Raw genomic sequence first — 17,477 nt, 5'->3', positions numbered from 1 at the left:
TCACGCCGGACAGCCAGCCCCGACCAGGAATCACCTCAAACGGCTGCGGCAGCTCCTGCTCATGGACATGAATGCACCGGGATCCGGCGCCATCCCTTGCCCCTTCACCGCGTCCCCCGCCGGCGCCGCCATCGCCCCCAGCGCACGCCTAGCGGACACCCACGTAGCCACCGGGCACGCCGCGCGGCGACAGCACCAGTTGCCACAACTGCGAATGCCGGGTGCGGAAGGTGGACATCGAACCGGCCAGGTAGAACCGCCACATCCGCCGGAAGCGCTCGTCGTAGCGCGGGTCCAGCACGTCCCAGGCCGCTTCCAAGTTGTCGCGCCAGGCCTGCAGGGTCAGGTCGTAGTCGGTGCCGAAGTTGTGCCAGTCCTCCAGCACGAACAGCCCTTCCATCGCCGCGGAGACCTGCGCGGCCGAGGGCAGCATCGAGTTGGGGAAGATGTAGCGCGCGATCCACGGATCGGTGCGGTCGCGGCTGATGTTGGTGCCGATGCTGTGCAGCAGGAACAGGCCCTGCTCGCCGAGGCAGCGCCGGGCGGTCTCGAAGTAGGTGCGGTAGTTCTTGACCCCGACATGCTCGAACATGCCCACCGACAGGATCGCATCGAAGGGCTCGTCCAGCTCGCGGTAGTCCTGCAGGCGGATCTCGACCGGCAGCCCGGCGCAGATCTCCCGGGCCAGCACCGCCTGTTCGTGCGAGATGGTCACCCCGACGCCCTGCACGCCATAGCGCTCGGCCGCGAACTTCAACGCCTCGCCCCAGCCACAGCCGATGTCGAGGATGCGCATGCCCGGTTGCAGCCGCAACTTGCGGCAGATCAGGTCCAGCTTGGCCTCCTGGGCCGCATCCAGCGTATCGGCGTGGCGCCAGTAGCCGCAGCTGTAGACCAGGCGCTTGCCCAGCATCGCCCGGTACAGGTCATTGCCCAGGTCGTAGTGGCGCTTGCCAACCTCGAAACTGCCCTGCCCGCTCTGCAGGTTGAACAGCTTGGCCTTGAGCGCGTCCCAGACCTCGCCGCTGCCGTGCACGCGCTCGTCCAGGCGCGCCTCCAGCAGGTGGGTCAGGAAGCCATCGAGCGAATGCGCGCGCCACCAGCCTTCCATGTAGCTCTCGCCCAGCCCGAGCGAGCCATCGGCCAACACCCGCGCGTAGAAGCGCGGGTCGAGGATGTCGATATCCTGCGCACGCGTCCCACCCGGGACCACGTCCGCTTCCTGCAGCAGTGCTTCGACGCGTCGTTGCAACCCTGCATCCATCGCTGGCCCTCCACGGTTTACGGCTGTGCGAACAACTCCCGGTAATCGGCGGCCACGTACGGCAGCAGGGCGGCAGCCGGCACGTCCACCGTCTGCGTGCCATCGGAATACGGCCCCACCTGGTACGGCGCGAACACGAAGCGCAGCGCACTGATGCGGCCGGAGGCGTCCATCACCGGCTGGAACTGGGCGAAGTTGGCCGCGTCCGGGGCGGTGCCCTCGTCGATCATCTTGGCCAGGTTGCGCACCTGGGCCTGCTGTTCCTCCGGCGACAGGTCCTCGCCCTGGGCACGAACGGTCGCCTGCTCCAGCAGCTTGTCCTCGGCGTAGTCGCTGATCGCTTTCCAGCCCTTGTCGCCGTCGATCAGGTCCTCGGCGCGCAGCAGCTTCTGCCGCTCGGGCAACCAGACAAAACGCGCCACCAGCGGCTGGCCATGGGCCCCACCGGTGTAGCTGCTGCCGTCGGCGGACACCGCGACGACCTTGCTGGTATCGGCCAACATGTCGAAGGCCAGCGACAGCTCATAAGGCGCGGTCGGCTTGTCGTTGCCCAGTTCGCCCACGGCCTTGAGCAGTTCGGCCTTGGCATGCTCGGCGTACTGCGTCAGTTCCTGCGCCAGGCCCGGGTACTTGGCCGCGGCGGGCGGGTAGCTGATGCCGATCACATAGCTCGGCGTGTTCTCGATGACGTCGCGCAGGTCGGCCGGTGCCGCACCCTGCTCGACCGGTGCAGCCGGCGCCTCCGGCGTTGCCGCTACCGGCGCCTGCGGCGCGTCCTCACGCTTGCATCCTGCCAATGCCAACAGCAGCACCGCTGCTGCATACGATCCCTGTGCAAACCTGTTCATGCCCTGTGCTTCCTCGAAGAGATGGCCGCCCGATCGGGCCTGGCCGCGCAGGGCCAATTATCCCAGCAGGTCCGTGTATTCGCCATGACGTTGCATGAAAGCGGCGGCATAGGCGCAGGCCGGCACCACCCTCCAGCCTTCGGCGCGTGCATGGTCCAGCGCATGCCGGGTCAGCGCGGCGGCGATGCCACGTCCACCGATGGCCTCCGGCACCCCGGTATGGGTGATGACCATGGTGTTGCCTTCCATCACGTAGTCCAGCTCGGCCAGATGGCCGTCCACCCGGGTTTCGAAGCGACGCGCGTGCGCGTCGTGCCGGATCGAAGCGCCGTCATTCCCCGTTGCTGCCATGTGCCTGCTCCTTTTTCCAGGTACCGGGTCGCAAAGTCAACGCGGCGTGGTGACGCAAAGGCCTCCCGCGTCCGCCGCATTGCGTCACTTTCCGACATTCGCGCCCCCGGCGCGAGCCCGGGAACGGCCCAATCCTGCCAGAAATGCTGGCACGACTTTTGCTATGTACCTGGACAACGGACAGAACAGCACCAGGACAGCCCTATGTACGACAACGAACGCGCCATCCCGAGCAACGACCACGATGCCACCCTGCTGGAAGGCCTGTTCCAGCTCACGGTGACCGGCGACACCCACACCTGGGAATTCGAGAAGATCGACAACGAGGTCTACACCCGCCTGCTGGCGACCTACGAGGCCTGAAGCGCCCGGGGCTGACGCCTGTCAGCCCGCACGACCTACCGCCGCAGCCGTGCCTGGCGTGTTCCTTCCGCCAGGCCGCAGGTTCCCGGGGAAAGGCCCCGGCACCCGGAGCCCCCCCTTTTCTGCCTCAGCGGCCGAAGCTGGGATTCATCAGCGCCTGCAGGAAGTGCTGCAGCAGGTCCGGCGACATCAACAGCATGAACATCACGCCATAGGCCGCACCGGCCAGATGGGCGCTGTGGTTGACGTTGTCCCCGCCCTTCTTGTCCATCCAGATGCTGTAGCCCACGTAGAACACGGCATACAGCACGGCCGGGGCCGGGATGAAGAACACGAAGATCAACGACCACGGCGACACCAGCACGAAGGCGAACAGCACCGCCGACACCGCGCCGGAGGCCCCCAGGCTCAGGTAGTTCGGGTTCTTCTGGTTCTTCAGGTAGCTGGGCAGGATCGATACCAGCAACGCCGACAGGTAGAACAGCGGGAACACCCACCACTGCCCGCTCAACCGCAGCATCAGCCCCTCGATCGCGCGACCGAAGAAGAACAGCGTGACCATGTTGAACAGCAGGTGGGTGAAATCGGCATGGATGAAGCCGTAGGTCAGCAACCGGTCGTACTGCTTGTGCCGGTCGATGGCCGGCGGCCACAGGATCAGCCGGTCCGCGAGCTTGCGGTTGTTGAACGCCATCCAGGACACCAGCACGGTGACGGCGATCAGGAACAGGGTGACGGGATAGTTCATGGGCGGTCAGGCTCGGCTCAGGCTGCGCGGTAGTTGTCGACGACCTTGTACCGGCGCGCGTACCAGCCAAAGGCCAACGCTGCCAGCAGGGCGAATCCGGCGAAGAAGAACATCTGGAAGGCGGTCACGCTCAGGCCGGTGGTGGCGATGTTGGTGGTCACCGCATCATTGCGCACCGCGAAGTTGGCCAGCAGCACCCACAGGTTACCGACCGTGGTGGTCAGGTTCCAGAAACTCATCACCACGCCCTTCATCGATTGCGGGGCCTGGCTGTAGGCGAACTCCAGGCCGGTCGCCGAGACCAGCACCTCGCCAAAGGTCAGCAGCGCGTACGGCAGGATCTGCCAGACGATGGACATCGGCTCGCCACCGTCCATCACCACCTGGATGCCACCGATCACGATCCAGGCCAGGCCACTGAAGGCGATGCCGGCGGTCATGCGGCGCAGCGCGGTCGGCTCCCAGCCCAGCCTGGCCAGCAGCGGGTACAGCACCAGGTTGTTGAACGGGATCAGGATCATCACCAGCGCCGGGTTCAACGCCTGCATCTGCGAGGCGACGAACCAGGCCGGCTTGGTCATTTCCTCGCCCTGGATCACCCAGGTCGAGGCCTTCTGGTCGAACAGCGAATGGAACGGGGTGACCAGTGCGAAGATCACCAGCACCCGCAGCACGTTGCGCACGCCGTTGACCGCCTCGTCCGGATGGATGCCACGGGCACGGTCCAGCTGCAGCCACGCGCCGCCGCCGACACCGGCGATCACCAGCACCAGCGCGATGCAGGCGGCGATCACGAAGCCCAGCACCGGGGTCATCGCCAGCGAGACCACTGCGGCGACCAGGCCCAGCCCGGCCAGCACCAGGCCCGGCCGGCCGTGGCCGGCCTTGCGCGCGAACAGCGCGGTGCGAATCACCTTGCCGAAGGAGTTCGGGTCATCGGCCATGTCCGGCTTGACCAGCACATAGCGCTTGCGGCCCAGCCAGAACACGAAGGTGGCGATGAACATCAGCAGGCCCGGGATACCGAAGGCCACCGACGGCCCGAAGTTCTTCAGGAACAGCGGCATGCTCAGCGAGGCGAACAGCGATCCGAAGTTGATGATCCAGTAGAAGGCGTCGAACACCTTCTTGGCCAGGTGCTTGTTGCTCTGGTCGAACTGGTCGCCGACGAACGAGGCCACCAGCGGCTTGATGCCGCCTGCGCCGAAGGCGATCAGGCCCAGGCCGGCGAAGAAGCCCATGCGGCTGTCCTCGAACACCGCCAGGAACGCATGGCCCAGGCAGTAGATCAGGCTGAAGGACAGGATGGTGTTGTACTTGCCGAAGAAGCGGTCGGCGACCCAGCCACCCAGCAGCGGGAAGAAGTACACGCCGATCATGAAGGTGTGCATCAGGTCCTTGGCTTCCAGCGCGCGCGCATCCGCGTCCAGGATGTGCTGCAGCAGCGTGGAGGTGATCAGGAACTGGACCAGGATGTTGCGCATCCCATAGAAACTGAACCGCTCGCAGCCCTCATTGCCGATGATGTAGGGGATCTGGCGGGGCATGCGCCCCGTGGGCGTTGCGGCGGCGGGGTGGCTGGTCGTCATCTGGAGGCGATCCGTTGATACAAAGGTTGCAAGCGTAACGCATCGTGCTGGCATCGTGACCTGCCATGTGTACCGGCAGACCGCTTGGCACCGCATGCAGAATGGTCTGGAACTACGGATATGCACGAACCCTAGACGGCATTGGGAATACGATGGCGGCTCATCCATTCGAGCCGTGGCAATGCTGCGTTGGGGCTGTTTCGGGCTGTTGGTTCTCTCGTTCTCGGCGCTGGCCCAGCCAGTGGCGCCGGTCATCAAGGTTGCCAGCGTACGGCTGCCCCCGGTCAGCGAAGGCTGGATGGGCGAGCGCGAGCGCATCTCCAGCCTGCTGGCCGAGCTGCATCCGGACGTGATCGTGGTCCAGGACGTGCAGCAGAACAGCGAGACCAGCAACCCGGCCTGCTGGCTGGGCGGCAAGCTCCGCTACAGCTGTGACTTCATCTCCGCCGACCGCCCCAGCCAGGCCCAGCGCCGCGGCAATGCGGTATTGACCCGGCTGTCCACACTGGAGGACGGGATCACCCTGCTGCATGGCGATGGCACCCCGGCCATCGCCGGCATGCAGCGCCTGCAATTGCAGCGCGCTCGGCTGAACATCTACACCGCGCGGATGCGCCCGGCCGAGGACACGCCCATCGCGCGCGGCCACCAGGCCGCCGACCTGCGCACCTGGATGGACGCCACCGGCGAGGGCCTGCCGTCGCTGGTGGTGGGCGACTTCAGCGCGCCCACCGATGAGCTGGTACGACAGTTGCCGGGCTTCCAGCCCGCCCGCCGCAACCCCTCGGCGCGCCGCAGCGAAGCCCGCCCCAGCGAGAACAACGAACACGGCATGGACGTGCTCTACCAGGTGCGCAGCTTCGCCGACATCAAGCAGCAGACCATCGTGCTGCCCCCCGGTGAGGCCGGCGCCGCCATGCCGATGGGCATGATGGCCACCCTGCGCATCACCCGCCCGTTCGACGACGACGCCGCCGACACCCCCTGAAACGACGGAAGCCGGACCTTCCGGCCCGGCTTCCGCTGGATACTGACCGTGCCGGTGCGCCCCGAGGGCGACACCGGCGCCCGGCGTCAGGCGATGGCTTCCTGGTAACGACGCTCGACTTCGTTCCAGTCGACCACGTTGAAGAACGCGCCGATGTATTCCGGGCGACGGTTCTGGTACTTCAGGTAGTAGGCGTGTTCCCACACGTCCAGCGCCAGGATCGGGGTGTTGCCGTCCATCAGCGGGCTGTCCTGGTTGGCCGAGGACTCCACGACCACCTTCTTGTCCGGGGTCACGCTCAGCCAGGCCCAGCCGCTGCCGAAGCGGGTCAGTGCTGCCTTGGTGAAGGCTTCCTTGAACTTCTCGAAGCCGCCCAGCTGGGCATCGATGGCCTTGGCCACGTCACCGACCGGCTGGCCGCCGCCGTTGGGCGACATCACGGTCCAGAACAGCGAGTGGTTGGCGTGGCCACCACCGTTGTTGCGGACCGGGCCCTGCAGGTTTTCCGGCAGCGATTTGGTCTTCTTGACCAGTTCCTCGACCGGCAGGTCGGCGTACTCGGTGCCTTCCAGCGCGGCGTTGACGTTGTTGATGTAGGTCTGGTGGTGCTTGCTGTGGTGGATCTCCATCGTGGCCGCGTCGATATGCGGTTCGAGGGCGTCGTAGGCGTAGGGCAGCTTGGGCAGGGTGTAGGCCATGAGGGATCTCCTTTAGATACCGGTTTTTGCGTCCGGCCGAAAAACCGGACAGTGCGGTATGAATGGTAGGGACGAACGGTCAACTTACCAAGGCCGGTGTAAAGGAAACTTTGTCCCGCCCTTGGGTCATGGATCACCTGCACGCAACATGCGTGGCCATTGTTACCCCGGCGTGAAGTGGACCGACTGAACCTCCCGTTCAACAAACACGGCACGCTGGCGTGATAATCGTCGCCTGTTCCGCCAACGTCCTCTTTGCCCATGCGCAAGCCGTTACTGCTGGTTGTAGCCATCGTCCTTCTGATCGCAGGGCTGTGGGGAATGCGCGTGGTGCAGCAACCCGCACCGCCGCAGTTCGCGCCCTCGCTGACCCAGGAGGCGGCCGATGCGCCCGCTACCGCATCGCCTGTCCAGCGGACCAGCGCAGCGGCGGACCCGTTACCGGCGTTCCTGCCGGCCGAAGCACGCGCCACCATCGCGCTGATCCAGCGCGGCGGCCCGTATCCGCACCGGCAGGACGGCAGCGTGTTCGGCAACCGCGAACGCCAGCTGCCGCAGCGGCCGCGCGGTTACTACCGCGAGTACACCGTCGATACGCCGGGACTGGACCACCGCGGCGCCCGGCGCATCGTCACCGGCGGCACGCCGCCGGAGGTCTGGTACTACACCGAAGACCATTACGAGAGCTTCCGCAGCTTCAGCGTCCCCGCCACCGGAGTACGGCCATGAGCGACAGCGGTTTTGACATGGGACTGGAAGACGTCAGCCAGGCCGGCGTCTACGGCGTCGGCGACGGCGACCTCGGCGGCCTGGCCGCGGCGGCCCGCGATGCCGGGCTGAAAGTGCTGCGGGTGGACCTGGAAGGCTGCAGCGACAAGCGCACCCTGCTGATGCGGCTGGGTACCCAGCTGGACTTCCCGCCCGGTTGGAGCCGCAACTGGGATGCCCTGTCCGACGCGCTGCGCGACTTGTCCTGGCTGCCCGCCAACGGCTACGCGGTGCTGTTCAGCGAGGCCACCGACCTGCGCCGGGACAGCCCCGAGGACTTCAACACGTTGCTGGATGTGCTCTCGGAAACGGCGATCAGCTGGGCAGAGCAGAACGTGCCGTTCTGGGCATTCTTCGAGCTGCCCGACGCCGGCGTCCCTGCGGACGAATGAACCCCGGCTTCGCCGCCAAGGCAGCTCCTGCACAGTGCAGGAGCGACCTCGGTCGCCAAACCCCTGACGCTCAGGTCACGCGTCCAGCTCTTCCCAGCGTGCGTAGGCCGCATCCAGCTCGGCCTGCACCTTGCCCAGCTTCTGCGTGTGCGCGGTGACCTCGGCGCTGGAACGGGTATAGAACGCCGGGTCGTTCATCGCGCTGGTCAGGCCTTCCACGTCCAGTTCCAACTGCTCGATCTTCGCCGGCAGCTGTTCCAGCTCACGCGCGTCCTTGAAGCTGAGCTTGCGCTTGGCCGGTGCCGCCTCGGCCGCCGGGACAGCCGGCTTGGCCGCCGGCGCGGTCGCCGAGGCCTTGGCCACCGCCATGCCACTCATGGCAGGCGCCGGGCGCTGGCGCAGCGAGTCGGTGTAGCCACCGATGTAGTCACCCACCTTGCCCTCGCCTTCCAGCACCAACGTGGAGGTGACCACGTTGTCCAGGAAGTCACGGTCATGGCTGACCAGCAGCAGGGTGCCGGTGTAATCGCCCAGCAGCTCTTCCAGCAGCTCCAGGGTTTCCACGTCCAGGTCGTTGGTCGGTTCGTCCATCACCAGCAGGTTGGACGGCTGCGCGAACAGCTTGGCCAGCAGCAGGCGGTTGCGCTCGCCGCCGGACAGGCGAGTGATCGGCGCGCGCGCACGCTCGGGGGTGAACAGGAAGTCCTGCAGGTAGGCATGCACGTGCTTGCGCTTGCCATTGAGGTCGATGAAGTCCGCGCCTTCGGCCACGTTCTCGATCGCGCTCCAGTCCTCGCGCAGGGTGGCGCGGTACTGGTCGAAGTAGGCGATCTGCAGGTTGGTGCCCTGGCGCACTTCGCCGCTGTCCGGTTGCAGCTCGCCCAGCAGCAGCTTCAGCAGGGTGGTCTTGCCGCTGCCGTTGGGGCCGATCAGGCCGATGCGGTCTCCGCGCAGGATGGTGGTCGAGAAGTCCTTGATCATCACCCGCTCGCCGAAGGCGAAGGACACGTCCTTGATGTCGATGACCTTCTTGCCGGAGTTCTCCGCGCCGGCTGCCTCCAGCTTGACGTTACCACCCAGCTCGCGGCGCTGGCTGCGCTCGTTGCGCATGGCCTTGAGCCGGCGCACGCGTCCTTCGTCGCGGGTACGGCGGGCCTTGATGCCCTGCCGGATCCAGACCTCTTCCTGCGCCAGCAGCTTGTCGAAGCGGGCGTTCTCCTGGGCCTGCGCGTTGAGGCGTTCCTCGCGGCGGCGCTCGTAGTTCTCCCAGTCGCCCGGCCAGCTGGTGACCTGCCCGCGGTCGATCTCGACGATGCGGGTGGCCAATGCACGCAGAAAGCGGCGGTCGTGGGTGACGAACACCACGCAGCCGTTCCAGCCCTTGAGGAAGCCTTCCAGCCAGTCGATCGCCTCGATGTCCAGGTGGTTGGTCGGCTCGTCCAGCAGCAGCACGTCCGGACCGGCCACCAGCGCGCGCGCCAGCAGCACGCGGCGCTTCATGCCACCGGACAGTCGCCCGAACTCGGCCTCGCCGTCCAGCTCCAGCTTGGTCAGGGTCTCGGCCACGCGCTGGTCCAGGGCCCAGCCGTCGGCGCCGTCGATCTTGGCCTGCACCTTGCCCATCGCATCACCGTCGAACACCTCGGCGTGGCTCAGGCGGTGGAACTCGGCCAGCCAATGGCCCAGCTCGCCGAGCCCATCGGCGACCACGTCGAACACGCTGCCGGCTGCGCCGTGCGGCACTTCCTGCTCCAGGCGGGTGACGCGCACGCCCTGCTGGACGCGCACTTCGCCATCGTCCGGCTTCAGTTCGCCGGCCATCAGCTTCATCAGGGTGGATTTGCCGGCGCCGTTGCGACCGATCAGGGCGATGCGCTCACCCGGCTCGATCGACAGTTCGGCTTTTTCCAGCAACAACGGGCCGCCGACGCTGTAGTCGACGTTCTGCAGAGTAATCAAAGGCATCCGCACATTGTACGGGAGTCAGCCGTCGGCGAAGACGTCGGCCGGCAACCCCAGCAGCTGGCGCAGGCTGGTCGGCACGCGTTTGCCGGGGTGACGGACCAGCCACAGGCGTCGCCGCAGGGGCGGCAACGGGCTGTCCAGCACCTGCAGCTTGCCCAGCGCGACCAGGTCGGCCACCGCATGCCGCGACAGGCAGGCCAGGCCCAGGCCGGCCACCGCCCCCTGCTTGATGGCCTCGGTACCGCCCAATTGCAGTACTTCGGCAAACCCATGCAGGTGCGGCAACAAGGCGTGTTCGGCCGCCTCGCGGGTACCGGAACCCGGCTCGCGCAGCAGCCAGCAGGCCTGCCGTAGCGCCTCCAGGCCCGCGCCGGCACGCAGCGCCGCCGCCCGGGGATGGCGCTCGCCGAAGACGATGACCAACTCGTCGTCCATCCATTCGGCCACGTCCAGCCCGGGCTCGTGGTTCGGCCCTTCGATCAGGCCGATATCCACCTCCATGCGCTGCACCGCGCTGGTGATCTCGCGGGTATTGCCGATCACCAGGTCGACATGGGCCTGGCCGTTGCTCTCCAGCAGGTCCGCTATGCGTGAAGGCATCAGGTAGTTGCCGATCGTGGTGCTCGCCCCCACCCGCCAGCGCACCGGGGCGCCCCCCGCCTGCCCGCTGCGGAAGCGCCGCTCGAGGTCCGCCATGCCCGCCAGCAACGCCCGGGCCTCCGGCAGCAACGCGCGACCGTGCCCGTTCAGCACCAGCCGCCGCCCGATGCGGTCGAACAGGGCCAACCCGAGCAGGCTTTCCAGTTCATTCAATGCCGCGCTCACTGCCGATTGCGACAGGCCGATGGCTTCGCCGGCGGCGGTGGTGGTCCCGGCCTCGGCAATGGCGGAGAAGATCTGCAGCTGGCGCAACGAGAGATGCATGACCTACCCGTAAAACAGGTTGAATATACGAATAGTATCTGTTTTACAGCTGATGTAACCGGGAGCAGCATGGGCCATCTCCTGATAACCCGTCGTTATGAACACCGCTACGCAAGGGCTGGCCCAGCCCACCCCGAACCGCCTCCCCGGCCTGCTGCTGACCGCCCTGATCGCTGGCCTGTCGATCTGGCTGGGCACCCTGCCCTGGCTGCAGGCCCATGGCATCAGCGCCCTGACGTTGGCCATCGTGATCGGCATCGTCATCGGCAACACCGCTTACCCGGCGCTGGCACCCCGGGCGGCCGCAGGCGTTGGCTTCTCCAAGGCCACCCTGTTGCGCGCCGGCATCATCCTCTATGGCATGCGCCTGACCCTGCAGGACATCGGCCAGGTCGGCACCGCCGGCGTGGTCATCGACGCCCTGGTGCTGTGCTCGACCTTCGCCCTGGCCTGGTGGCTGGGCACCCGGGTGCTGGGGCTGGACCGCAATTCGGCCCTGTTGATCGGTGCCGGCAGCTCGATCTGCGGCGCGGCGGCGGTGATGGCGGCCGAACCGGTGGTCAAGGGCCGCGCCGAGCAGGTCGCCGTGGCCGTGGCCACGGTGGTGATCTTCGGCACGCTGGCGATGTTTCTGTACCCGCTGCTGTACCAGTGGGGCATCAATGCCGGCTGGATGCCGCTGGATGAAACCGCCTTCGGCGTGTTCACCGGCTCCACCGTGCATGAGGTGGCCCAGGTGGTCGCCGCCGGTCGGGCGATCAGCGAGCCGGCCGCCGACGCCGCGGTCATCACCAAGATGGTGCGGGTGATGATGCTGGCGCCGTTCCTGGTCGGCCTGTCGGCGCTGCTGGCCCGCGGGCAAGCGGCCGGCGACGGCCAGCGCGCGAAGATCACCGTGCCGTGGTTCGCGTTCGGCTTCATCGCCATGGTGGCGTTCAACTCGCTGCACCTGCTCCCGGCCGGCGTGGTCAGCGCCCTGGTGGATCTGGATACCGCCCTGCTGGCGATGGCGATGGCCGCACTCGGCCTGACCACCCACGTCTCGGCCCTGCGCCAGGCCGGCACCAAGCCCATGCTGTTGGCGGTCCTGCTGTTTGGCTGGCTGCTGGCAGGCGGCATGCTGATCAATCTGGGCGTCAGGGCGATCCTCTGAAGCGGTGGCGCTCCTTTCCCCTGCCTGCGGGGAAGGTGCCCGAAGGGCGGATGGGGGGCGCTTTGCACTCGTAGCCTCACGCGTCACAACCTTGCCCTCACCCCAACCCCTCTCCCGCTAAGCGGGAGAGGGGCTTTACTTCGATCAGCGGCGGGAGTGCCGCGATGCTCCCTTCCCCCGCCTGCGGGGGAAGGTGCCCGAAGGGCGGATGGGGGGCGCTTTGCGCTTGTAGCCTCACGCGTCACAACCTTGCCCTCCCCCCCCTTCCCGTTAAGCGGGAGAGGGGCTTTGCTTCGATCAGCGGCGGGAGTGCCGCGATGCTCCCTTCCCCCGCCTGCGGGGGAAGGTGCCCTCACCCCAACCCCTCTCCCGCTGAGCGGGAGAGGGGCTTTGCTTCGGTTCGCATTGCTTCGACCTGCCCTACCTTCGGGGGCTTTGCCTCTGTCAGCGTAACGCCCTCGCTTTTCTGCGAAAATGCCGCATGACCGACTTCTCTACCCTGCCCCTGTCGCCGGCGCTCGCGCCCGGCATCGACGCCCTGGGCTACACCACGATGACGCCGGTGCAGGCGTCGAGCCTGCCGCCGATCCTGGAAGGCCGCGACGTGATCGTCCAGGCCCCCACCGGCAGCGGCAAGACCGCCGCCTTCGGCCTGGGCCTGCTCAACCGCCTGGACCCGGCCACCGGCCGCACCCAGGCGCTGGTGCTGTGCCCCACCCGCGAACTGGCCGACCAGGTCGGCAAGCAGCTGCGCAAGCTGGCCACCGGCATCCCTAACCTCAAGCTGCTGATCCTCACCGGCGGCATGCCGCTGGGCCCGCAGCTGGCCTCGCTGGAAGCGCAGGACCCGCACGTCGTGGTCGGCACCCCCGGTCGCATCCAGGAACTGGCGCGCAAGCGCGCGCTCAACCTTGGCCAGGTACGCGGCTTCGTCCTCGATGAAGCCGACCGCATGCTCGACATGGGTTTCGAGGAACCCATCCGCGAGATCGCCGGGCGCACCCACAAGGAGCGCCAAAGCCTGTTGTTCTCGGCCACCTTCCCCGAGGCGATCCGCGAGCTCGCGCGCGCCCTGCTCAACGACCCGGCCGAAGTCACCATCGACGGCCAGGCCGAGGCCCCGGCGATCCAGCAGTTGTTCTTCGAAGTGGAGCCGGCCCACCGCCAGAAGGCCCTGGGCGGCCTGTTGCTGAAGTACACGCCGGAATCGGCGGTGGTGTTCTGCAACACCCGCAAGGATGTGGACGAGGTTGCCAACTCGCTGCGCCAGTTCGGTTTCTCCGCGCTGGCCCTGCATGGCGACATGGAGCAGCGTGACCGCGACGAGGTACTGCTGCAGTTCGCCAACCGCAGCTGCAACGTGCTGGTCGCCAGCGACGTGGCCGCGCGTGGCCTGGACGTGGAAGACCTCGCCGCCGTCGTGAACTACGAGCTGCCTACCGACATCGACACCTTCCAGCACCGGGTCGGCCGTACCGGCCGAGCCGGCCGCAGCGGCCTGGCGATGAGCCTGGTGGCCGGCCGCGAGCGCAACCGCGCCGATGCGCTGGAGGCCCAGCAGGGCAACCCGCTCAACTGGCAGAAGACGCCGCTGGCCACCGCGCGTCCGGCGCAGCTGCCGCAGGCGGCGATGAGCACCCTGCGCATCGACGGCGGCAAGACCGACAAGCTGCGCGCCGGCGACATCCTCGGCGCGCTGACCGGCGATGCGGGACTGTCGGCCAAGGCGATCGGCAAGATCGACATCTTCCCGACCCGCTCCTACGTGGCCATCAGCCACGAACAGGCCGGCAAGGCCGTCGCCCGCCTGGAAGCCGGCAAGATCAAGGGCAAGCGTTTCCGCGTCCGCATCATCTGATTTTCCCGCGCGCCATGAGGGCAGCGAGCAAGGACAACCGCCCCGGCTGGCAGCAGATTGCTGCTGGCTGGCTGCTGCTCGCATTGGTCACGCTTCCAGCGGTGCAGCTCACCAGCGACGCCGGCACCACGCCCTTCTGGTCATCGCTGGGCAGGAACTTCGTCTTCCTGCTCGGCATCCAGCTGCCGTGGGTGCTGGCGACGCCAGGGCTGTGGCGATTGTGCCGGCGCTGGCCACTGGGAATGGACAGCGACACCCGCGTCATCGGCCAGCTGCTGTTGGTGGGCTTGCCACTCATTCCCACGTTGTCACTGGCCGGCTGGGTACTGGGCCATGGGCTGTCGCACCTGCCGGCCGCGTTGCCATTGCCGGCCCATTGGCCACGTGCGGTGCTGGCCACGAGCCTGTTTGCGCTGCCCACCTATTTTGCCGTGATCGGGATCGGGCAGACCCTTGCCTACATCCAGCGCTACCGCCGCCGCGGGGAGCTGCTCGCCCAGGCCCGTGAGCAGGCGTTGGCATCACGCCTGAACCACCACTTCCTGTTCAATGCCCTCAATGCGATCGGCAGCCTGGGTTACCGGGATGCGGCCCGCGCCGATGCCGCGCTGGCACAGCTCGGTGAGCTGCTGCGTACCCTGCTGGACAACGCCGCCATCGTGCCCCTGCGCGAGGAGGTGTCCAATGCCATGGCCTTCGTCGAGCTCCAGCAGTTGCTGCAGGACCGCCCCATCGCGCTGCAGCTCCAGGCCGACCCCGATGCCTGGCAGGCGATGGTGCCCAGCCTGCTGCTGCAGCCCTTCATCGAGAACGCCCTGCGGTTTGCCCATGCTTCCACCGTGCCGGATGCCGCGATCACCCTGTCGATGACGGCCGATGACGGCATCCTGCAGATCGTGATCGGCAACCCCTGCGGCAGCGCGCCTCCCGGGCGGGGCATCGGCGTGGACGCCAGCCGGCAACGCCTGCACGCGCTGCATGGCAGCCGCGCCTCGGTGGACGTCAACCGCGCTGCCGGCCATTGCCACACCCGCATCCGACTGCCGATGCCGGCAAGGATGGAGGCGGCATGATCCGCACGCTCATCGTCGACGACGTTCCACTGGCCCGCGACAAGCTGCGCCACCTGCTGGCCGTGCACGCCGATATCGACATCCGTGGCGAAGCCGCCGACGTCGAACAGGCACGCCGTCTGCTGCAGCACCAGACGGTGGACCTGCTGCTGCTCGACATCCAGATGCCCGGCCAGGACGGCATGCAGCTGGCCCAACGGCTACCCACCCCAGCGCCGCTGGTGATCTTCACCACCGCGCACGCGCGGCACGCCGTCGATTCCTATGCGTTGGGTGCGGTGGACTACCTGCTCAAGCCATTGGACGGCATGCGCCTGGCGCTCGCGTTGGAACGCGTGCGTCGGCAATTGGTCCAGCCGCCGCCTTCAACGCCGCAGCCGCTCTGCATCCGCAACGGCGCCGGCATTGAGTACATCCCCGTCGGCGACATCGACTACATCGACAATGCCGGCCACTACGCTTGCGTCCATGTGGGCCGGCAGGTACACCTGCTGCGCGAAAGCATCGGGCGTCTGGCCCAGCAGCTGGCCCCCGCCGGCTTCCTGCAGGTCCAACGGGCGGTGATCGTCAACCTGGCCCGGGTGCGTTCGCTCCAGCACCGCCGCAATGGCGATGCAACCCTGCTACTGCTTGATGGCACCGCGCTGCCGCTGAGCCGGTCGCACCGCGACGCATTCGATCAAGCCATCGCACAGCGCGGCTGAGCCGGTTCGCACCGTTCGTGCCAGCCTGTACCCGGCCCGTGCCATCCGGGCTGCCTGGGGCTACACCACGGCATGCACCACCGCCACCATTGCGGTTGGTCCACCGTCCTTCGCTCACATGCACCGTCATCTGTTCGCCGCCCTGCTGCTGGGCACCTGCTTTGCCTCCAATGCCGCCCGCCTCGTGGTGACCCCCGCCGATGGGCCCGCCGACCAGCCCGTGCAGATGCAGGTGGAAGGACTGCTGCCGACGCAGGCGGTGCAACTGCGGCTGTCCCTGCAGGATTCCCGCGGTGTCGAGTGGGTATCGCAGGCGACCTTCCGCGCCGACCTCGATGGCCGCGTGGACACGCGCCGGACCGGCGCCGAGGCCGGCACCTACAGCGGCGTGGACGCCATGGGGTTGTTCTGGTCGATGCAGCCGGTGTCCGGTGACGGCTCGCCCTCCCCGCTGCCGATACGGCCTGATGCCGGGGGGCTGCTGTTCAAACCCGTACCGTTCACGCTGCAGGCCTGGCTCGATGGCGTGCTGGTTGGCGAGCAGCAACTGCTACGCCGCATCAATCATCCCGGCGTGCGTGCCCGCCCGCTGGGCGTCGATGGCCTTGTCGGCAACCTCTACCTGCCTGCGGATGCGGCATGGGACGGCCAGCGCCTGCCGGTGGTGATCACCCTCGGTGGCGCGGAAGGCGGCATCGACACCGCCAACTACTACGCGGCCTGGCTGGCCTCCAATGGCTTCGCGGCCGTGGCACTTGCCTACTACCGCATGCCAGGCCTGCCCCAAGACCTGATCCGCGTTCCGATCGACCCGGTCAGCCGCGCCATCGACTGGCTGCAGGCACAACCGTTCACTGGCCAGGTGGGGGTGATGGGCGGTTCCTGGGGGGCCACCGTGGCCATGGCATCGGCCGCCCACGACCCACGCCTGAAGGCGGTCGTGTCGTGGGTGGGCAGCCCCGCTCCGTTTCGCGGCATCCGCCGCGACGTGCCGCCGGCGGACTTTCGCGCGGTTGATCTCCCGGCCCTGAGCCATCAGGGCCGGGACCTGCCGTTCCTCCCCTACCTAGAGGACATCAACTGGAACCAACCGGGCGACCATGCCGCCGCACTGGAGAACGCCACCTTGCCGATCGAACGCATCAACGGCCCCGTGCTGCTGGTCGCCGGCGGCGACGACCAACTGGGCGCATCCGGTGAAATGGCGGCCGTCGCCATGCGACGCCTGCAGCGCCGCAGTGTCCCGCAGGCCGATGCGCTGCTGTACTACTCCGATGCCGGCCACCTGGTCGGGCAGATGCACCAGCCCACCACCTTCCGTCACGCCAGCGGCCCGCATCTCCGGGTTGGCGGCACGCCGGCCGGCCATGCCCGCGCCGACCGGGAAAGCGCCCCCGCCGTGCTGGCCTTCCTGCGCCGGGCACTTGTCCTTCCGCAGTGAATGCGCGCTAGCGCTTGGCCCGACGGATCCACCACGTCACGCCAACGATGGCGGCGGAGGTGAGCAACAACAGTCCACGTGCACTGCCATCCCCCATGCCGCGGTGGATCAACAACAGGTACAGGCCAACGCTTCCAGCCAGCGCGCACAGGCTCCAGCCATTGCGCCGGGCGAACGCGCCAGCGAGCACGGCCAGCAGCCAGCCATAGCCAAACGCCCACGGATCCAGCCGTGGCGCGAACTCGTAGACATTGCAGACCACGAACCAGGCGCTCCAGCCCAGCATCGCCAACAGCAGTACCAGCCAACCCAGAATGCGCATGCCCTGCCCCGAATGAACCTGCGGCCAT

General features: G+C 67.5%; 18 protein-coding genes. 9 read left to right on the top strand and 9 right to left on the bottom strand.

Features of this window, described 5'->3' with window-relative positions; translation table 11 throughout:
- Positions 1–148: 148 nt before the first annotated feature.
- Genes cfa through ACIPR8_RS06565 form a run of 3 tightly spaced genes read right to left on the bottom strand, consistent with a single transcriptional unit; the run spans position 149 to position 2,463 of the window.
- Complete coding sequence (cfa, locus tag ACIPR8_RS06575; protein WP_446540486.1) at positions 149–1,264, bottom strand: cyclopropane fatty acyl phospholipid synthase; 1,116 nt, start codon at positions 1,262–1,264, stop codon at positions 149–151.
- 17 nt (positions 1,265–1,281) lie between these two features.
- Positions 1,282–2,112 carry a DUF3298 and DUF4163 domain-containing protein gene (locus ACIPR8_RS06570; RefSeq protein WP_132864196.1) on the bottom strand — a complete coding sequence of 277 codons (831 nt, stop codon included), beginning with the start codon at positions 2,110–2,112 and terminating at the stop codon, positions 1,282–1,284.
- A gap of 57 nt (positions 2,113–2,169) precedes the next feature.
- Entirely contained in the window at positions 2,170–2,463 is a 294-nt protein-coding gene (locus ACIPR8_RS06565) for a GNAT family N-acetyltransferase (protein WP_132864197.1), read from the bottom strand.
- Between the two features lie 204 nt (positions 2,464–2,667).
- Between ACIPR8_RS06565 and ACIPR8_RS06560 the strand changes: the two genes are divergently transcribed.
- Entirely contained in the window at positions 2,668–2,826 is a 159-nt protein-coding gene (locus ACIPR8_RS06560; protein ID WP_165931161.1) for a hypothetical protein, read from the top strand.
- A 127-nt stretch (positions 2,827–2,953) separates the two neighbouring features.
- On the opposite strand, the gene ACIPR8_RS06555 is transcribed toward ACIPR8_RS06560, so the two are convergent.
- Together ACIPR8_RS06555 and ACIPR8_RS06550 are read right to left on the bottom strand one after the other, a co-directional pair.
- Positions 2,954–3,574 (bottom strand): rhomboid family intramembrane serine protease, encoded by a 621-nt coding sequence (locus ACIPR8_RS06555; protein ID WP_446540485.1) that lies wholly within the window; start codon positions 3,572–3,574, stop codon positions 2,954–2,956.
- 17 nt (positions 3,575–3,591) lie between these two features.
- A complete protein-coding gene (locus tag ACIPR8_RS06550; RefSeq protein ID WP_446540484.1) occupies positions 3,592–5,163 on the bottom strand; it encodes a POT-type proton-dependent oligopeptide transporter in 1,572 nt (523 codons plus the stop codon).
- Positions 5,164–5,344: 181 nt separating this feature from the next.
- On the opposite strand from ACIPR8_RS06550, the gene ACIPR8_RS06545 reads away from it, so the two are divergent.
- The gene (locus ACIPR8_RS06545; RefSeq protein WP_446540483.1) at positions 5,345–6,151 is read left to right on the top strand and encodes an endonuclease/exonuclease/phosphatase family protein; all 807 of its coding nucleotides are present in this window, start codon (positions 5,345–5,347) and stop codon (positions 6,149–6,151) included.
- 86 nt (positions 6,152–6,237) lie between these two features.
- Here ACIPR8_RS06545 and ACIPR8_RS06540 read toward each other — a convergent pair whose 3' ends face one another.
- Positions 6,238–6,849 (bottom strand): superoxide dismutase, encoded by a 612-nt coding sequence (locus ACIPR8_RS06540; RefSeq protein WP_132864200.1) that lies wholly within the window; start codon positions 6,847–6,849, stop codon positions 6,238–6,240.
- A gap of 261 nt (positions 6,850–7,110) precedes the next feature.
- Here ACIPR8_RS06540 and ACIPR8_RS06535 point away from each other — a divergent pair, with 261 nt between their 5' ends.
- Entirely contained in the window at positions 7,111–7,578 is a 468-nt protein-coding gene (locus ACIPR8_RS06535; RefSeq protein WP_192288418.1) for a ribonuclease domain-containing protein, read from the top strand.
- Positions 7,575–8,009: a barstar family protein gene (locus ACIPR8_RS06530; RefSeq protein ID WP_132864202.1), complete on the top strand. Its 435-nt coding sequence runs from the start codon at positions 7,575–7,577 to the stop codon at positions 8,007–8,009. The genes ACIPR8_RS06535 and ACIPR8_RS06530 overlap by 4 nt, the downstream gene beginning before the upstream one ends.
- A 75-nt stretch (positions 8,010–8,084) precedes the next feature.
- Here ACIPR8_RS06530 and ACIPR8_RS06525 read toward each other — a convergent pair whose 3' ends face one another.
- Positions 8,085–9,974: an ATP-binding cassette domain-containing protein gene (locus ACIPR8_RS06525; protein ID WP_192288417.1), complete on the bottom strand. Its 1,890-nt coding sequence runs from the start codon at positions 9,972–9,974 to the stop codon at positions 8,085–8,087.
- A gap of 18 nt (positions 9,975–9,992) precedes the next feature.
- A complete protein-coding gene (locus ACIPR8_RS06520; RefSeq protein WP_446540482.1) occupies positions 9,993–10,898 on the bottom strand; it encodes a LysR family transcriptional regulator in 906 nt (301 codons plus the stop codon).
- 97 nt (positions 10,899–10,995) lie between these two features.
- Between ACIPR8_RS06520 and ACIPR8_RS06515 the strand changes: the two genes are divergently transcribed.
- The 5 genes from ACIPR8_RS06515 (at position 10,996) to ACIPR8_RS06495 (ending at position 17,127) form a co-directional block, all read left to right on the top strand.
- Complete coding sequence (locus ACIPR8_RS06515) at positions 10,996–12,051, top strand: YeiH family protein (protein ID WP_446540481.1); 1,056 nt, start codon at positions 10,996–10,998, stop codon at positions 12,049–12,051.
- Between the two features lie 481 nt (positions 12,052–12,532).
- Entirely contained in the window at positions 12,533–13,909 is a 1,377-nt protein-coding gene (dbpA, locus tag ACIPR8_RS06510; protein ID WP_313250924.1) for an ATP-dependent RNA helicase DbpA, read from the top strand.
- Positions 13,910–13,923: 14 nt separating this feature from the next.
- Positions 13,924–14,982, top strand: a complete 1,059-nt coding sequence (locus tag ACIPR8_RS06505) for a sensor histidine kinase (RefSeq protein WP_446540480.1) — start codon at positions 13,924–13,926, stop codon at positions 14,980–14,982.
- On the top strand, positions 14,979–15,686 hold the full coding sequence (locus ACIPR8_RS06500; RefSeq protein ID WP_313250926.1) for a LytR/AlgR family response regulator transcription factor: 708 nt from the start codon (positions 14,979–14,981) through the stop codon (positions 15,684–15,686). The genes ACIPR8_RS06505 and ACIPR8_RS06500 overlap by 4 nt, the downstream gene beginning before the upstream one ends.
- 118 nt (positions 15,687–15,804) lie before the next feature.
- Positions 15,805–17,127, top strand: coding sequence for an acyl-CoA thioesterase/bile acid-CoA:amino acid N-acyltransferase family protein (locus ACIPR8_RS06495; protein WP_446540479.1), 1,323 nt, complete (start codon positions 15,805–15,807; stop codon positions 17,125–17,127).
- Positions 17,128–17,134: 7 nt separating this feature from the next.
- Here ACIPR8_RS06495 and ACIPR8_RS06490 read toward each other — a convergent pair whose 3' ends face one another.
- On the bottom strand, positions 17,135–17,449 hold the full coding sequence (locus tag ACIPR8_RS06490; RefSeq protein WP_446540478.1) for a hypothetical protein: 315 nt from the start codon (positions 17,447–17,449) through the stop codon (positions 17,135–17,137).
- Between the last annotated feature and the right edge of the window lie 28 nt (positions 17,450–17,477).

This window comes from Stenotrophomonas sp. LARHCG68 (assembly GCF_052871705.1).
The sequence above is the reverse complement of the archived record's forward strand: the minus strand, read 5'-3'. Positions and strand labels throughout refer to the sequence as shown.

Bases quoted from the DNA above. Each gene is read 5' to 3' on its own strand.
- ACIPR8_RS06560 (WP_165931161.1), top strand. From the start codon at position 2,668: ATGTACGACAACGAACGCGCCATCCCGAGCAACGACCACGATGCCACC.
- ACIPR8_RS06550 (WP_446540484.1), bottom strand. From the start codon at position 5,163: ATGACGACCAGCCACCCCGCCGCCGCAACGCCCACGGGGCGCATGCCC.
- dbpA (WP_313250924.1), top strand. From the start codon at position 12,533: ATGACCGACTTCTCTACCCTGCCCCTGTCGCCGGCGCTCGCGCCCGGC.
- cfa (WP_446540486.1), bottom strand. From the start codon at position 1,264: ATGGATGCAGGGTTGCAACGACGCGTCGAAGCACTGCTGCAGGAAGCG.
- ACIPR8_RS06545 (WP_446540483.1), top strand. From the start codon at position 5,345: ATGCTGCGTTGGGGCTGTTTCGGGCTGTTGGTTCTCTCGTTCTCGGCG.
- ACIPR8_RS06490 (WP_446540478.1), bottom strand. From the start codon at position 17,449: ATGCGCATTCTGGGTTGGCTGGTACTGCTGTTGGCGATGCTGGGCTGG.
- ACIPR8_RS06535 (WP_192288418.1), top strand. From the start codon at position 7,111: ATGCGCAAGCCGTTACTGCTGGTTGTAGCCATCGTCCTTCTGATCGCA.
- ACIPR8_RS06525 (WP_192288417.1), bottom strand. From the start codon at position 9,974: ATGCCTTTGATTACTCTGCAGAACGTCGACTACAGCGTCGGCGGCCCG.
- ACIPR8_RS06565 (WP_132864197.1), bottom strand. From the start codon at position 2,463: ATGGCAGCAACGGGGAATGACGGCGCTTCGATCCGGCACGACGCGCAC.
- ACIPR8_RS06500 (WP_313250926.1), top strand. From the start codon at position 14,979: ATGATCCGCACGCTCATCGTCGACGACGTTCCACTGGCCCGCGACAAG.
- ACIPR8_RS06495 (WP_446540479.1), top strand. From the start codon at position 15,805: ATGCACCGTCATCTGTTCGCCGCCCTGCTGCTGGGCACCTGCTTTGCC.
- ACIPR8_RS06540 (WP_132864200.1), bottom strand. From the start codon at position 6,849: ATGGCCTACACCCTGCCCAAGCTGCCCTACGCCTACGACGCCCTCGAA.
- ACIPR8_RS06570 (WP_132864196.1), bottom strand. From the start codon at position 2,112: ATGAACAGGTTTGCACAGGGATCGTATGCAGCAGCGGTGCTGCTGTTG.
- ACIPR8_RS06520 (WP_446540482.1), bottom strand. From the start codon at position 10,898: ATGCATCTCTCGTTGCGCCAGCTGCAGATCTTCTCCGCCATTGCCGAG.
- ACIPR8_RS06555 (WP_446540485.1), bottom strand. From the start codon at position 3,574: ATGAACTATCCCGTCACCCTGTTCCTGATCGCCGTCACCGTGCTGGTG.
- ACIPR8_RS06505 (WP_446540480.1), top strand. From the start codon at position 13,924: ATGAGGGCAGCGAGCAAGGACAACCGCCCCGGCTGGCAGCAGATTGCT.
- ACIPR8_RS06530 (WP_132864202.1), top strand. From the start codon at position 7,575: ATGAGCGACAGCGGTTTTGACATGGGACTGGAAGACGTCAGCCAGGCC.
- ACIPR8_RS06515 (WP_446540481.1), top strand. From the start codon at position 10,996: ATGAACACCGCTACGCAAGGGCTGGCCCAGCCCACCCCGAACCGCCTC.